The sequence below is a fragment of the Pigmentiphaga soli genome (assembly GCF_039541095.1).
Lineage (GTDB): Bacteria > Pseudomonadota > Gammaproteobacteria > Burkholderiales > Burkholderiaceae_B > Pigmentiphaga > Pigmentiphaga soli.
Genome location: NZ_BAABFO010000013.1, coordinates 1 through 14925, shown reverse-complemented (window position 1 = coordinate 14925; position 14925 = coordinate 1). Strand labels below are relative to the sequence as shown.

Genomic DNA, 14925 nt, shown 5'->3' with positions numbered 1-14925 from the left:
TCAGGGCCGGTCGACGGCCGAGCCGTCCGAGGCATTGAGCGGCTGGCCGCTGCCCGAACGGACGACGTTCAGGACGCGGAACCGCTGCGGCGTGGTGAAGCGGCGCACGTAGCCGTCGGGGTCGGTGGCCTGTACCCGCAGGTAATAGGTGCCGCCCTCCAGCCCGCCCAGCGTGGCCTGGCGCTCCCCGGTGCGGATTTCCTGCACGATCGACGTGAATTCCGGATCGCGCCCGATCTGCAGCAGGTAGCGCTGGCCCGGCTCGCCGTCCCAGCGGAACAGCAGTTCGTCGCCATGCTGCTCGGGCGCCGACGGCGGGGCGGCCTCGCGGCGCATCGAGAACTTGCGCGGATCGCCGTAGGGGCCGGCGTCGGCCTGGCCGGTGGCGTCGAGCCGGTAGGTGCGCACGCGCCAGTAATAGACGCCCGAGGGCAGCTGCGGCGTTTCGAGCGAACCGTCGCCGGCGTCGTGGCGGTCGAGCAGCAGGTCGGCGAACCGTGGGTCGCGCGCCAGCTGCACGTCGTAGCCGCCCGCGCCGGCGCCGGTCGTCCAGCGCAGCGTGACCGTGCCGCCAGACACCTCGCCGCCGTCCTGCGGCGCCAGCGTGACGGGCGGCTCGGGCCGCGCCTTCAGGCGGAACGCGCGGATCGACGGCCGCCCTTCGATGCCGTTGGCGTCGATGGCCCGCACCACGGCCACGTAGTCGCCGTCGTCGATGCCTTCGAAGCGCAGGCGGGGGCCGGGAAACACCGCGTTGGCGACCACGAAGTCCAGTTGCGCGTCGCGCGACAGGAAACCGCGGTACGAGGCCGCGCCCGGCACGGCGGGGAAGGACAGGTCGATCAGTGGCCGCTGCTGCAGCTCGGGGATCGCGCCCAGGTCCGGCGCGGGCAGCAGCGGGACCGGGGCCGAGGCGCCGGCGCCGGTGACGGCCACCCCCTGCCCCGCCGCCACCAGCGTGCCGCCGGAGGCCGGCGGCGCCACGCGCGCGGCCGCGTCGCGGTCCAGCAGCTGGACGCTGCCGTCGAGCACGTCGGCCGTCATCGCGCCGCCCGCCGTCAGCGACACGCCGAACTCGGTGCCGCGCACGCCGGCCGCCATCAGCGGCGTGCGCACGCGGAAGCGGCTGCCGCCGGGCGCCTGCGGAGTGACGCTGGATTCGACCCGGCCGCGGCCGAGATCGAGCACGGTATCGGCGCGCTTGCTGCGGATCATGTAGCGGGCGCGGTGCATTTGCAGTTCGGAGTCGCCGGTGATCCGCACCACCGAGCCGTCCAGCAGCTCCAGCGTGGCGAAGCCGCTCTGCTCGGTGCGCACCACGTCGCCGTCGCGCACCCGCATGCCTACGGCCAGCGCCTGGCCGGCGCCGTCGCGCACCAGCGTGACGGCGCCCGATACGTGCACCACCGAGGCGCCGCGCGTGCGATCCAGCAGGTCGGCCGGAATCGTGATGGTGGAGCCGGGTTCGAGCCGGCGCGGGTTGGGCACGTCGTTGGCGCGCTGCAGCTCGGGCCACAGCAACGGATCTTCCAGGTAGGACTCGGCCAGCCCGTACAGCGTGTCGCCCGGCCGCACCACGTGCGTGAGCGGCGGCGCATCGGCCGCGCCGGCCGCCTGCGCGGCCAGCCACATCGCGGCCGCAGAGGCCCACCGGCGCCAGGAGGCGGCGCCCCGCCTGCTTTCGATTGGGATCATGCTTTACTCGTGCCGTGCATCGACCTGCTCGAGGCGATAGCCCAGGCTGTAGACCGGCGTGAGCCGAAACCCGTTGCCGGGATGGATGTCGAGCTTTCTGCGAAGCTGCGATACGTGGGTGACCACGGTGCGCGAATCGATGTCGCCGCTGCCCCACAGCTCGGCCATCAGGTAGTCCTTCGACAGCAGCCGGCCGGTATTGCGGAACAGGAACAGCGCGAGCTGGTATTCCTTGGGCTTGAGCGGCACCGGAATGCCGTGCAGGCTGACTTCGCGGCGGTGCAGGTCGAACCGGTAGGGGCCGAATTCGGTGGTGGCCTGCAGCACCGCCGACGGATAGGCGCGCCGCATCAGCGCGACGATGCGCGCTTTGAGTTCCTGCACCCGCAGCGGCTTGATCATGTAGTCGTCGGCGCCGCAGGTCAGGCCTTCGACCACGTCGGCCTCCTCGTCGCGATTGGTGACGAACAGCACCGGCACCCGCTCGTCGACGTTGCGCCGGATCCAGCGGACGATGTCCGGCCCCTGCACGTGCGGCACGCCCCAGTCGACCACGTACAGGTCGTAGCTGTCGCGGTGCAATTCGCGCAACAGGGCCCTGCCGTCGCCGAAAATGAAGCCTTCGTGGCCCAGTTCGGCCACCGCCTTGTGGATCATGGTGGCCGGGCCGGTGTCATCTTCCAGGATGACGATGCGCATTGGCGTCTTCTTCCCTTGCCGGTGTATTGCGCTGCGCATATCGCGGCGCGGCGTGCGGCGCAACATGCGCCTGCCGATGTGTTCCCCGACACACCGGGCGTGGGAATGATAGACGAAAACTGCAACGAATCGTGCCATTTGCCCACAGGCATGCGGGGGTACGGCGAGGCGGGTACCCGCTACGGGGGCATGCTTCCAGTGCTATGGAATCTTCTGATAAAATAGCTGGCTATTCCCCGATAGCTCAGTCGGTAGAGCGACGGACTGTTAATCCGCAGGTCACTGGTTCGAACCCAGTTCGGGGAGCCAAGAATGCTCGCGCCACGCCTTCTCCAAGCGGTGCGCTATCATCGCCGCATGGGAAAGATCGTCGGTCTTCGCACGGCATGGCTCGCGCTGGCATGCGCGCTGTTCGGTGCGCTGCTGCCTACGCTGTACGCCGCCCGCCCGCAAGGCGATTTCGTCGCCGCCATCTGCTCCGCACAGGGCGCGTCGCTGCATCCGGCCGGGCCGGACACCGGCGGCGATCCCGCCCTGCCTGCCGCCTTCCACTGCCCCTTGTGCTCGGCCGCCGCCATCGCGGTCCCGCCGCCGGCACCGCCGGCCTGGTCCGCCGCGCGCGGCCTGTCCTACCTGCTGCGCGACGCGCCGTCGGGCACGCCGCGCGAGCCCATCCTGTTGCTGTCCTTCCTGTCGCGGGCGCCGCCCGTCTGAACGCGTGCCTCTCGTCACCCCGTCGTCCGCCGCGGACGACCTCCGCGCATTCACAGGAAACAGGAACATCGCCATGAAATTCCGTACGCTTTTCGCCGCCCTGCCGCTCGCGCTGGCGGCCTTCGGCGCCCATGCCCACGGCTACAAGCTGGGCCAGATCGACATCGGCCACCCGTGGAGCCGCGCCACCGTGGCCGGCCAGCCCACCGGCGGCGGCTTCATGAAGCTGACCAACCACGGGGCCGACGACAAGCTGGTCGCCGTCCGCAGCGACATATCGGCCAGCGCCGAACTGCACACGATGAAGATGGAAGACAATGTGATGCGCATGCGCCAGGTCGACGGCATCGCGCTGCCCGCCGGCAAGACCGTCGAACTCTCGCCGGGCGGCCTGCACATCATGTTCATGAAACTCAAGGCGCCGCTCAAGCAGGGCGAAAGCTTCCCGGCCACGCTGGTGTTCGAGAAGGCCGGCCAGATCAAGGTGGACTTCAAGATCGAAGCGCCGGGAGCCGGCGCCGGCGGCCACGACATGCACGGCATGGAAGGCCACGGCATGCACGGCGATCACGGCATGCGGATGAACTGACAGCCTTTTCAGTCCGATACTTCGAGCGCGATCCGGCCGCGGCTCAGCCCGGCCAGCGCCTGCGCCAGCGCGCCGGCGTGCTCGCGCGGCAGTTCCAGCCGCACGGCCACGCCGGCCGCGCCGAAATCCTCGCCGGTAACGATGGCGCCGAACTCGCCCAGGCGCGACTTCAGCAGGCGCAGGTCGGCGAACGGGCATTCGAAGCGCGCGGCCACGGTATCCACCACCGGCAGCTTGTCGGCCAGCCGCAGGCAGCTGGCGGCGCAGCCGCCGTAGGCGCGCATCAGGCCGCCGGCCCCCAGCAGGATGCCGCCGAACCAGCGCACCACCAGCACCGCCACCCGGTCGCAGGACTGGCCGTCGATCGCCTGCAGGATGGGACGGCCGGCGGTGCCGCCCGGCTCGCCGTCGTCGTTGAAGCGGTAGGCCGCGCCGATCCGGTAGGCCCAGCAATTGTGGGTGGCGGCGGGATCGGAGCGGGACGCGAAAAATGCCAGCGCCTGTCCGGCGTCGGACACCGGCGCGGCATGGGCCACGAAACGGCTCTTGCGGATCTCTTCGCGGTACGTGGCGGGCGCCGCCAGCGTGAAAAGTCGACTCATGGCGCGCAGGATATCGCGGCGCGCGCGGCCGGTCCACGCATGAGTTTTTCTTGAGTCTGGTTCGAAGAATCCTCGCGCTACGCTCAACGCCGGCGGCCTATCATGGAGGGCTTCCCAACAGCGACCTGCCAAACAGGCATACCGAGGAGATGCCCCCATGAGAGACGATTCCCTTCACGATGCCGCGCGCCGCCGCTACCTGGGCGCGGGCCTCGGACTGCCCCTGGCCTCGGCGCTGGCACCCTCGCTGGCGCGCGCCGCCGAACCGCTCGATCGCTATCCCTCGCGTCCGGTCACGCTGGTGGTGCCGTTCGCGCCGGGCGGCACCAGCGACGTGGTGGGCCGCGTGGTCGGCCAGATGCTGACCGAATCGCTGTCGCAATCGTTCGTGGCCGAGAACCGCGCCGGCGCGGCCGGCATCGTCGGCTGGAACACCGTCGCGCGGGCCGACCCCGACGGCTATACGCTGCTCGTCACCGACATGTCGCTGGCCATCGCGCCGGGCCTGCAGCCCAACCTGCCGTTCGACCCGGCGCGCGCCTTCAAGCAGGTGGTCACGATCTCGACCGTGCCGCACGTGCTGGTGGTCAACCCGAAGCTGCCGGTGAATACCGTGCAGGAATTCATCGCGCTGGCCAAGGCACGCCCCGGCAAGCTGTTCTACGGTTCGGGCGGCATCGGCACCAATACCCATCTCAGGTCCGAACTGTTCAAGAGCGTGACCGGCACCGACATCGTCCACGTGGCCTACAAGGGCGGCGGCGCCGTCCTGCCCGACCTGATGGCCGGCCAGGTGCAGTCCATGGTGTCGTCGGCGCCCACCGTGCTGCCCTACATCCGCTCCGGCAAGATCAAGCCGCTGATGGTCACCAGCAGCACGCGCATGTCGGTGCTGCCCGACGTGCCCTCGGCGGTCGAGGCCGGGCTGCCGAAGATGGTGATGCTGTACTGGTCCGGGCTGGCCGCGCCCGCCGGGGTGCCGGACCCGCTGATCCACCGCATCAACGGCAACGTGGTCAAGGTGCTGCGGCAGCCGGCGGCGCAGAAGCGCTTCACCGAGATGGGGCTGGACATCCGCGCCGACACGCCGGAAGAGGCCACCCAGCTGGTGAACGACGAGATCGCCCGCTGGACCGACGTGGTCAAGACCGCGCACATCAAGGCCGATTGAGAAAGGCTGTACGGGCAATGCAAGAACTCATCATCGATCGCATCGAGGCGATTCCGCTTCGCATGCCCCTGCCCCGGCCGCTGCGCGCCGGCACCGTCGTGGTCCAGAGCCGGGCCTCGGTGCTTGCGCGGGTCCATACGCGCGACGGCATCGTCGGCGAATGCTTCGGCAACAACGAATACCTCGGGCAGGCCGAGATCGTGCGCATCATCCGCGAAGAGATCGCGCCGCGGCTGATCGGCCGCAGCGCCTTCCACGTGGAGGCCTGCTGGCAGGCCATGTATCCGCTGACCCGCGATTTCCTGCGCGACCGGCGCATGCCCATCCGGGCCATTTCCTGCGTCGACGCGGCGCTGTGGGACGCCCTGGGCAAGGCACTGGGCGCGCCGCTGCACCGCGTATGGGGCGGCATGGCCGACGAGGTGCCGGCCATGGCGATGGGCGCCTACTACAACGACGAGAACGACCTGCGGACGGTGCGCAAGGAAATGGAGTCCCTGAAGGCGCAGGGCTTCGCCGGCTGCAAGCTGAAGGTGGGCCGGCTGTCGCCGGAGGCCGATGCCGAGCGCGTGAAGGCGGCGCGCGATGGCGCCGGGCCGGACTTCTGGCTGGTCCCCGATCCGAACCAGGGCTACGACTTCGACCAGGCGATCCGCTTCGCGCGGCTGGTCGAGCCGCTGGACGTGCGCTGGCTCGAAGAGCCCTGCCACTGGCACAACGACAAGCGCGACCTGGCTCGCCTGCGCGCGCTGACCGGCACCAAGGTGTCGGCCGGCCAGAGCGAGGTGACCAGCGCCGGCTGCCGCGACCTGATGGTCGCCGGCGCCATCGACGTCTGCAATTTCGATCCGAGCTGGGGCGGCGGGCCGACTGAATGGCGGCGGGTGGCGGCTACCGCGGCCGCTTTCGGACTGCCGATCTACCCTCACCTCGAAACCCAGGTATCCGCGTCGCTGGCCGCCTCGGTGCCCAACGGACTGTATGTCGAAGTCATGCAGCCCGACCGCGATCCGCTGTACCACGCGCTGATCCGCAACTTGCCGCCGGTGGCCGGCGGCCTCATGCGCGTGCCGTCCGGGCCGGGCTGGGGCATGGAACTCGACGAAAAACTGATTGCCCGCATCCGTGCCGACTAGCCTGAATGTGTGATATAGTTTTGGGCTCGATTCCCCGATAGCTCAGTCGGTAGAGCGACGGACTGTTAATCCGCAGGTCACTGGTTCGAACCCAGTTCGGGGAGCCAAAACACGAAGGCCTTGGCGCTGCTGCGCCAAGGCCTTTTGCTTTGCGCCGTGCTCCTGCCTACGGCGCTTTCTTCTGCCGGGCCACGCGCAGGAAAGGCCGCACCACGATCTGGTGGACGAAGCGGCGATAGCCGTACATGTACAGGTAATAGCGCCAACCCCGCCGCTCGCGCGCTTCCCTCATGAACTCGGCCCTGTGCTCCTGCAGCGTGGAATCCGCGGCGCGCGGCGACAGGCCGATGCAGTACGGCACCACGGCACGCAGCGCGACGATGCCTTGCCTCTCGAAGCGCGCCCACGAATCGGCCGCCGTGCGCACCGGCCGCAAGGCCTCCAGCATCCGCTGCGCCGCGGCGCGGGTGACCACGTAGCCGTGCGCCAGCCACCAGTCGCCGTAGCGCCGCACGAGCCGGTGCGTCTGGTCCAGGCGGCGGGCACCATGGCGCGTGTACTTGTCGACATGGGTGAGCAGGGTCACGTCCGGCCTCCCGGCATCGAGCGCATCCTCCAGCGCGCGCAACACGGCCGGCAGGCGCTCGCCGAGCTGGGCGTCGTCTTCCAGCACCAGCGCCCACGGCCTGCCTTCTTCGAGCAGCCGGCGATAGACGCCCAGGTGGCTCAGGGCGCAGCCGATCTCGCCGCGGCTCATGTCGCGGTATTGGCGCCGCGCCGCGTCGCCGTCGTAGCAGCGCGCCAGTTCATCGGCACCGAGCGCGCGGCCGTCGACCGCGTCGAAGATCGTGAACGGCAGCCCGGCCGCTTCCAGCTGGCGCACGATGTCGCCGCGCCGCGCCGCGGCGTCGGCCAGGCTGATGACGTAGACGTGCACCGCCTACCCCTGCGCGGCCGCGGCGGCGGCGCGCAACTGCGCCTCGCGCCGGATCGCGTAGGCCACGAAGGCGGCGGCCATCAGGCTGTAGAAGGCGTTGGTCAGCGTGATGACGAACATCGATTCGGTCAGGCCGAATATCAGGAACCCGGCGCACAGCGCCAGCCCCATCGCGGCGGCCGTGCGCAGCCCGGCGTCGCGATGGCGGACGCGCCGCGCGAAGAACAGCGCCGGCGCCAGATAGGTGGCCAGGATGGCGGCCAGCCCCGGCAGGCCGAGCGTGGCCAGCGCGAACAGCACGTCGTTGTGCGAATGGCTGTAGGCCGTGGCGGCCGGCGTCACGATGCCGCGCTGCGCCAGGCGGACGAGTTCGGGCTGGTAGCCCTTGGGACCCACGCCGATCAGCGGGTGGTCGCGGAACATCAGCAACGATGCCCGCCACATCTGCAACCGGTTGCCTTCCGACGAATCGAGATCCTGGCCGTGCTGGAATTCTTCGAGCGACGACACGGCCTGTTCGACGCGCTGGCTGACCCAGCCATTGGCGTAGCCGCCGGCCCCCAGGCCGAGCACGATGGCGGCCAGCAACCCGGCATATATGCGGGGGCGCAGCCGGAACGGCAGCAGCACGATGACGGCGAACGCCGGCAGCGCGATCCAGCCGCCGCGCGTGCCGCTCAGATAGGACGCATAAAGCCCTGCGGCGCCGCCGACCAGCCGCAGCGCGATCCCCCCGCAGGCAAGCGCGGCGTTCGATGCCGGCCGGCGCCAGCCGATCGACAGCAGCGCCAGCACGCCCATCAGCAGCGACAGATTGCCGAACGGAATGGCGTTATTGATGCCTATGTGGTTCAACCGCCCCGGGCCCGCCAGGCCGTGGATCCATGCCGCCGACACGATCGCGCCGGCCGCGCAGCCCCATTGCAGCCATTCGATGCGGCCCGGCCCGGCCAGGTACAAGACCCACAGCAGCAGCCCGAACAGCGCGAAGCGCAGGTACAGATAGGGGATGTGCGGCACGGCGCCCGTGAAGACCGTTTCGTGCAGCGCCAGGGCCAGCGGCAGCCCGGCCATGGCCAGCATCAGCGGCCAGCAGCGCCGCAGCAGGCCGGCCGCGCCGATGCCGTCGGCGCGGCGGCGCATCGCCAGCGCTGCGCACGCCAGCGCGAGCAGGAGGCTATAACAGGCATTGGCCGGATTGGGGCGCGACAGCATCAGCGCCGGGAACAGCGCCAGCGCCAGCGCCCCCAGCGCATCAAGCGGCGCGGCCGCGCGCGAGCCGCGGTGGAGGGAAGATGTCGTCATTGGGAATCCGCCGCCCGGGAAGGCCAGGCGGCCATGCCGCAAGCGGCGCCGCGGATTATAGCCGATGGCCCCGCGCAGCGCCGGCCGCCGGACACGGCGCGCGGCCCGCTGCTAGACTATCGGTTCGGTTTCAGACTGGTCCCGCCTCCACCATGACGCCCATCCTCGTCATCACCCACCTTCCCGACCGCCACCTGGCCCAGGCGCGCGAACGCTACGAGATCATCTACGCGCCGGACCGCGAAAGCCGCGCCAAGGCGGTGGCCGAACACGGCCACCGGATCCGCGCCGCGCTGACCATCGGCTCGATCGGGCTGACCGGCGAAGAGATCGCCGCGATGCCCAAGCTGGAATTGATCAGCGCGCTCGGCGTCGGCTATGAATTGATCGACCTCGACGCCGCGCGGGCGCGCGGGATTGCGCTGAGCAACGGCGCCTTCACCAACGACCGCACCGTGGCCGACCACGCCTTCGCGCTGCTGCTGGCCATCGTGCGCCAGATCCCGCTGCGCGACCGCACCACGCGCCAGGGCGCATGGCGCACCGGCGTGCGACCGCCACCGCAGGTCAGCGGCAAGCGGCTGGGCATACTTGGCATGGGCGCCATCGGCGGCCAGATCGCGCGCCGCGCCGCCGGCTTCGATCTCGAGGTCGGCTACCACAATCGCCGGCCGCGCGCCGACAGCCCGCATGCCTATTTCGATTCGCCAGCCGCGCTGGCCGCCTGGTGCGACTACCTGATCGTGGCCACGCCGGGCGGCGCCGGCACCCGTCATCTGGTCGACGCCGAGGTGCTGCGCGCGCTGGGGCCGAAAGGCTATCTGGTCAACATATCGCGCGGCAGCGTGGTCGACGGCGAGGCGCTGGCGGCCGCGCTGCGCGACGATGCCATCGCCGGCGCCGGCATCGACGTGTTCGACGTCGAGCCGCCCACGCCGGCCATCCTGGCCTCGCTCGACAAGGCCGTGCTGTCGCCGCACCTGGCCGGCTCGTCGCCGGAGTCGCAGGACGCGATGGTCGACCGCTGGCTCGACAACGTGGCCCGGCATTTCTCCGGCCAGCCCTTGACCACGCCCATCTGAAGGCGGCTTCCACTTATCCCCACAAACTGTGGACAAGGCTGGGGAAAGCGCTTTGACAACGCCGCGCGAGCCGCCTGGGGCCTGGCGTTGAGGTACCCGTGACAAATTGCGTGCAGCCGCGCGGCGGCCCCGTGCGGCCGCCGCCGCGCTTGACACGATGGCGCGGCGGCGCTTATGGTCACGCCCCCGCATCGCAGGTGACACCATGATCGTCTGGCTGAAGGTTCCCTTCGCCGAAAAAGACCAGGCCAAGGCGCTCGGCGCCCGCTGGTCGCCGGCCCGCAAGCAGTGGTACGTGCAGGACCGCGCCGATCTCGCGCCGTTCGCGCGCTGGCTCGATGGCACGGCCCCCGCGCCCGCGGCCGAGGCGGCGCCCGAGATGCCCGCCAGCGGCCACATCGTGTTCTGCGACGGCGCCTGCCGCGGCAATCCCGGCGGCCCCGGCGGCTGGGGGGCGGTGGTGCGCACGCCGGCCGGCGAGACCGAACTGTTCGGCGGCGCGCCCGACACCACCAACAACCGAATGGAACTGACCGCCGCCATCGAGGCCTTGCGCTGGCTGGCCGAGCCGGCCGAGGTGGCCGTCTTCACCGACTCGCAGTACGTGGTCAAGGGCATGAACGAGTGGCGCCACGGCTGGGTCCGCAAGAACTGGAAGGACGTCAAGAACGTCGAGCTGTGGCAGGCGCTGATCGCCGAGGCGCAGCGCCATCGCGCCACCTTCCGCTGGGTGCGCGGCCATGCCGGCCACGACGGCAACGAGCGCGCCGACGCCTTGGCCAACGAAGGGCTGGAGCACGCGCGCCGCACCGGCAGCGTACAGGGCGTGGTGCGGCAAAGATGAGCGTGCCCGGCCGCCGGGCGGCGGCGCCGCTCAGCGCGCGGCCAGCGCGGCCGTCAGGTCGCTGCCGGTGGGCAACTGGTACAGCCGCAGGCCGAGGTCGGGCAGGATGGCCAGCAGATGGTCGAATATGTCGCCCTGCACCTTTTCGTAGTCGACCCAGGCGGTGCTGGCGGTGAAGCAGTACAGCTCGATCGGGATGCCCTTGTCGCCGGGCTCGAGCATCCGCACCATCAGGATCATCTCGCGATTGATGCCGGGGTGGTTGCGCAGGTAGGCGTCGACATAGGCGCGGAAGGTGCCGATGTTGGTCAGCCGCCGGCGATTGACGGCCTCGCCGGCCGGCTCGCCCAGGCCGGCATTGGCATCGGCGATCTCTTTCTGCTTGTTGTCCAGGTAGCCGGCCAGCAGATTGAAGCGCTTCAGGCGCTCGCATTCTTCGTCGCTCAGGAAACGCACGCTGCCGGCGTCGATCCGCAGCGTGCGCTTGATGCGCCGGCCGCCCGACGTGAACATGGTGCGCCAGTTGCGGAAGCTTTCGGCGAACAGGCGATAGGTCGGAATGGTGGTGATGGTCTTGTCCCAGTTCTCGACCTTGACGGTATGCAGCGCGACGTCGATCACGAAGCCGTCGGCGCCGACCTGCGGCATCTCGATCCAGTCGCCCACCCGCAGCATGTCGTTGGAGGCCAGCTGCACGCTGGCCACGAACGACAGCAGCGTATCCTTGAACACCAGCAGCAGCACCGCCGACATCGCGCCCAGTCCGGAAAGCAGCAGCAGCGGCGAGCGGTCGATCAGCGCCGCCACCACCACGATGACGCCGAAGGCCCACAGCACGATCTTGCCCAGCTGCACATAGCCCTTGGCCGAGCGCACATGGGCCTGCGGATGGCCGGCGGTGGCATCGATGACGGCATCGAGCGCGGCCGACAGCGTCAGCAGCCCGAACAGCACCGTCAGGGCGACCGCCAGGCTGCGCAGGGTGTCCGCTGCCGCCGCCGGCAGCTCGGGCACCAGATGGATGCCGAGCTGGACGACCACGAACGGCGCCATGCCCGCCAGCCGGCGGTAGAAGCCGCGGCGGCCCAGCGCCTGGTCCCAGTCCTGCCGGTGCAGGCGGCCGAGCAGGCCGCTCAACAGGCCGGTCACCACGCGCCGGACGACGAACTGGACGGCCCAGGCGGCCAGCGCCAGCAGCGCCAGGCCGCAGAACATGCGGGCCCAGGAATCGGAAAGAAGGGTATCGGAGAGTGCGTGCAGGGCGTCAGTCATCTTTTCCTTTCGAAGAAAGCGGTCGATCGAACCCGTGATTATGCTGTCTCGCACAGAAGACGATCGCCGGCACCGTCCGGCCTCGGAGTAACATAGCTGCAAGGCCCCGCCACTCCGCCTCCCAGCCATGCCCTTCCTGCTTGCCACGCCCACCGCCGAAGAGCCTCGCGAACTGCTGCGGGCGCTGGAGCTGCTGGACGCGCAGCCCGATCCGATGTTCGACCTGGTGGCCCGCATGGCCGCGCATGCGCTCGGCGTGCCCATCGTGCTGGTGACGCTGCGCGACGGCGACCGCCTTTGGCTCAAGAGCCGGATCGGGCTGGATCTGGCCGACATCCCGCTCGACGTGGCTTTCTGCCGCCACTGCATCGAAAGCGATTCGCCGCTGGTGCTGGCCGACGCGCGCGACGATCCGCGCTTCGCCGACCATCCCATGGTGCGGGGCATACCCGGCATCCGCTTCTATGCCTCGTTCCCGCTGCACAGCATCGGCGGCCTGGTGCTGGGCACGCTGTCGGCCATCGATACCGTGCCGCGCCGGGCCACCCAGCGCGAGCTGGATTTCCTCGACGACGCCGCGCGCCTGCTCCGGCACGATCTGCGGCGGCGCGAAGAGGCGCTGCGGATCCGCCTCAGCCACGAGCGCTCCTTCGCCGACGGCCTCGACAGCGAAACCCGCCTGCGCTCGGTATTCGAAGGCGCGGCGATGGGCATCGCGCTGGTCGCGCCCGACGGCGGCTGGATCGACGTCAACGATGCGCTGTGCGAGATCATCGGCTACGGCGCCGACGAACTGCATGGCCTGACCTTCCAGGACATCACCCATCCCGACGACCTGCAGGCCGACCTGGCCCAGCTGCAGCGGCTGGCTGCCGGCGAGATCGATCGCTACGCGCTGGAAAAGCGCTACATCCGGAAGGATGGCGGCATCGTATGGGCCAATCTGACGGTGACCGCCCGGCGCACCGCGCAGGGCCGCCTGTCCTACTACATCTCGATCGTCGAGAACATCGATGCCCGCATCCAGGCGCAGGCCGCCCTGCAGGCGCTGCAGCAGACGCTGGAGCAGCGCGTGGCGCAGCGCACGGCCGAACTGCGCCAGGCCAATGCCCGCCTGGAAGCCCTGACCGGCGAACGCGAACGCGAGGCCCGGCAGGACGTGCTGACCGGCCTGCCCAACCGGCGCGCCTTCCAGGAGATCCTGCCGCAGGCGCTGGAACAGGCCGACCGCTCGGGCGGCACCGTGCACGTGCTGTTCATCGACCTCGATGGCTTCAAGGCCATCAACGACACGCTGGGCCATGCCTACGGCGACCTGCTGCTGCGCGAAGTCGCCCGCCGGCTGACGGCCACGCTGCGCCCCAGCGACATCATCGCCCGGCTCGACGGCGACGAGTTCGTGGTGATCGCCGGCAACGAGCCCGGCCCCGACGAAACCGACCTGCTGGCGCGCCGGCTGCTGCAGGCCATCGCCGCGCCGATCCGCTTCGACGGCCGCGAGGCGGCCGTCAGCGCCAGCATCGGCATCGCCAGCTACCATCCGCACGACACGACCACGCCGGTGGAGCTGCTGCGCACGGCCGACATGGGCATGTACGCCGCCAAGCGCGGGGGCAAGAACCGCTACTGTTTCGGGCCGGCTTGACATGATCGCCATCGGCCGGATACTGTACATCCATACAGTATCCGGTTTCCCACTTTCATGTCTTCCGTTTCTGCCGAAGCCCTGCACCCCGCCCTCTGGCGCGGCTCGCAGCTCGGCCGCAATCCGCGGCATTGCGTGGCCACGGGCCATGCGGCGCTGTCGGCCGTCCTGCCCGGCGGCGGCTGGCCGCTGGGCGCGCTGACCGAACTGCTGGCCGCCCGCCCCGGCATCGGCGAACTGCGCCTGCTGCAGCCCGCGCTGGCCCGGCTCGACAGCACCCGCCGCATCGTGCTGCTGCGGCCGCCCTGCGTGCCGCATGCCGCCGCCTGGGCCGCCGGGCCGCTGCCGGCCGAACGCCTGCTGTGGCTGCGGCCCGAACGCGACGGCGATGCCCTGTGGGCCGCCGAACAAGTCCTCAAGAACGGCAGCTGCGGCGCCTTGCTGTACTGGCAGCCGCAATTGCGCGCCGCCTCGCTGCGCCGCCTGCACCTGGCCGCCCAGGCGCACGACATGCTTTTCTTCCTGTTCCGGCACGATGCCGCCGCGCACGAGTCCTCGCCCGCCCCGTTGCGCCTGCAATTGCAACCCGCCGGCAACGACCTGCGCATCGAGGTCGTCAAGCGGCGCGGACCCCGCTACGAATCGTCCATCCTCGTGCCGCTGCTGCCCCGCCTGGGCAGGCGTGCGCCGGCGGCACCCCAGCCATCCCTTCCCGACCCGCTCCATGCGCCTCTGGATCAGCGTCCATCTGACGCAGCTCAGCCTCGACGCCCTGCTCCCGCCCAGCCTCTGGCCACGCGCTGAGGGCGGACCGCCGCGGGTGGTGCTGGACCAAGACCGGGTCGTGGCCATGACGCCCGACGCCGCCCTGGCCGGCGTGCGGCTGGGCATGCGCAAGGCCGGCGCGGCCGCGGTGCTGCCGGACGCCGTGCCGCTGGCGCGCGACGCCGCGCGCGAGGCGGCCCTGCTGCAGGCGGCCGCACTGGCGCTGCTGCAATACACGCCCGAACTGGCCACGGCCGAAGACGACAGCCTGCTGCTCGACGTCGGCGCCAGCCTGCGCCTGTTCGGCGGGCCGCGCGCGCTGTGCCGCCGCATACGCCGGACGCTGTCCCGGCTGGGCTGCCGGGCGCGCCTGGGCATGGCGCCCACCGCGCAAGGCGCCTGGCTGCTGGCGCGCCATCCGCGCCCCGGCCGGCGGCGCGTGCTGGCGCCGTCCACGCTGGCGCGCCGG

Annotated in this window: 15 protein-coding genes, 2 tRNA genes and 1 pseudogene; 12 read left to right on the top strand and 6 right to left on the bottom strand. The window is 70.6% G+C overall.

Annotated features, from left to right (window positions below; genetic code table 11):
• Window positions 1-1695: a FecR family protein gene (locus tag ABD927_RS14210; protein WP_345250488.1), complete on the bottom strand. Its 1695-nt coding sequence runs from the start codon at window positions 1693-1695 to the stop codon at window positions 1-3.
• A gap of 3 nt (window positions 1696-1698) precedes the next feature.
• Window positions 1699-2394 (bottom strand): response regulator transcription factor, encoded by a 696-nt coding sequence (locus tag ABD927_RS14205; protein ID WP_345250487.1) that lies wholly within the window; start codon window positions 2392-2394, stop codon window positions 1699-1701.
• 233 nt (window positions 2395-2627) lie between these two features.
• On the opposite strand from ABD927_RS14205, the gene ABD927_RS14200 reads away from it, so the two are divergent.
• From ABD927_RS14200 to ABD927_RS14190, 3 genes are all read left to right on the top strand, one after another.
• Window positions 2628-2703, top strand: a tRNA-Asn gene (locus ABD927_RS14200).
• 48 nt (window positions 2704-2751) lie between these two features.
• Window positions 2752-3108, top strand: a complete 357-nt coding sequence (locus ABD927_RS14195) for a DUF2946 family protein (protein ID WP_345250486.1) — start codon at window positions 2752-2754, stop codon at window positions 3106-3108.
• A gap of 73 nt (window positions 3109-3181) precedes the next feature.
• Window positions 3182-3697, top strand: coding sequence for a copper chaperone PCu(A)C (locus tag ABD927_RS14190; protein ID WP_345250485.1), 516 nt, complete (start codon window positions 3182-3184; stop codon window positions 3695-3697).
• Window positions 3698-3705: 8 nt separating this feature from the next.
• Here the strand turns inward: ABD927_RS14190 and ABD927_RS14185 are convergent, their stop codons facing one another.
• A complete protein-coding gene (locus ABD927_RS14185) occupies window positions 3706-4299 on the bottom strand; it encodes an IMPACT family protein (protein WP_345250484.1) in 594 nt (197 codons plus the stop codon).
• A 157-nt stretch (window positions 4300-4456) separates the two neighbouring features.
• Between ABD927_RS14185 and ABD927_RS14180 the strand changes: the two genes are divergently transcribed.
• From ABD927_RS14180 to ABD927_RS14170, 3 genes are all read left to right on the top strand, one after another.
• Window positions 4457-5470 carry a Bug family tripartite tricarboxylate transporter substrate binding protein gene (locus ABD927_RS14180; RefSeq protein ID WP_345250483.1) on the top strand — a complete coding sequence of 338 codons (1014 nt, stop codon included), beginning with the start codon at window positions 4457-4459 and terminating at the stop codon, window positions 5468-5470.
• A 17-nt stretch (window positions 5471-5487) separates the two neighbouring features.
• The gene (locus tag ABD927_RS14175) at window positions 5488-6606 is read left to right on the top strand and encodes a mandelate racemase/muconate lactonizing enzyme family protein (protein WP_345250482.1); all 1119 of its coding nucleotides are present in this window, start codon (window positions 5488-5490) and stop codon (window positions 6604-6606) included.
• A gap of 31 nt (window positions 6607-6637) precedes the next feature.
• Window positions 6638-6713, top strand: a tRNA-Asn gene (locus ABD927_RS14170).
• A 59-nt stretch (window positions 6714-6772) separates the two neighbouring features.
• On the opposite strand, the gene ABD927_RS14165 is transcribed toward ABD927_RS14170, so the two are convergent.
• Both ABD927_RS14165 and ABD927_RS14160 read right to left on the bottom strand, forming a co-directional pair.
• Window positions 6773-7543, bottom strand: a complete 771-nt coding sequence (locus ABD927_RS14165; protein ID WP_345250481.1) for a glycosyltransferase family 25 protein — start codon at window positions 7541-7543, stop codon at window positions 6773-6775.
• A 3-nt stretch (window positions 7544-7546) separates the two neighbouring features.
• Window positions 7547-8848, bottom strand: coding sequence for an O-antigen ligase family protein (locus ABD927_RS14160; protein ID WP_345250480.1), 1302 nt, complete (start codon window positions 8846-8848; stop codon window positions 7547-7549).
• 152 nt (window positions 8849-9000) lie between these two features.
• Here ABD927_RS14160 and ABD927_RS14155 point away from each other — a divergent pair, with 152 nt between their 5' ends.
• The 3 genes and pseudogenes from ABD927_RS14155 (at window position 9001) to rnhA (ending at window position 10774) form a co-directional block, all read left to right on the top strand.
• Window positions 9001-9930, top strand: coding sequence for a 2-hydroxyacid dehydrogenase (locus tag ABD927_RS14155; protein ID WP_345250479.1), 930 nt, complete (start codon window positions 9001-9003; stop codon window positions 9928-9930).
• A 157-nt stretch (window positions 9931-10087) separates the two neighbouring features.
• Window positions 10088-10255 (top strand): annotated as a pseudogene (locus ABD927_RS14150) (DUF5710 domain-containing protein); the annotation flags it as partial.
• Between the two features lie 54 nt (window positions 10256-10309).
• Window positions 10310-10774 carry a ribonuclease HI gene (rnhA, locus tag ABD927_RS14145; protein ID WP_345250595.1) on the top strand — a complete coding sequence of 155 codons (465 nt, stop codon included), beginning with the start codon at window positions 10310-10312 and terminating at the stop codon, window positions 10772-10774.
• Between the two features lie 30 nt (window positions 10775-10804).
• On the opposite strand, the gene ABD927_RS14140 is transcribed toward rnhA, so the two are convergent.
• Window positions 10805-12046: a mechanosensitive ion channel family protein gene (locus ABD927_RS14140; protein WP_425570258.1), complete on the bottom strand. Its 1242-nt coding sequence runs from the start codon at window positions 12044-12046 to the stop codon at window positions 10805-10807.
• A 127-nt stretch (window positions 12047-12173) separates the two neighbouring features.
• Here ABD927_RS14140 and ABD927_RS14135 point away from each other — a divergent pair, with 127 nt between their 5' ends.
• From ABD927_RS14135 to ABD927_RS14125, 3 genes are all read left to right on the top strand, one after another.
• Complete coding sequence (locus tag ABD927_RS14135; protein WP_345250478.1) at window positions 12174-13691, top strand: diguanylate cyclase domain-containing protein; 1518 nt, start codon at window positions 12174-12176, stop codon at window positions 13689-13691.
• Between the two features lie 57 nt (window positions 13692-13748).
• Entirely contained in the window at window positions 13749-14495 is a 747-nt protein-coding gene (gene imuA / locus ABD927_RS14130; protein ID WP_345250477.1) for a translesion DNA synthesis-associated protein ImuA, read from the top strand.
• 19 nt (window positions 14496-14514) lie between these two features.
• Window positions 14515-14925 (top strand): Y-family DNA polymerase (locus tag ABD927_RS14125; protein WP_486357921.1); only part of this gene is annotated, 411 nt, incomplete at its 3' end.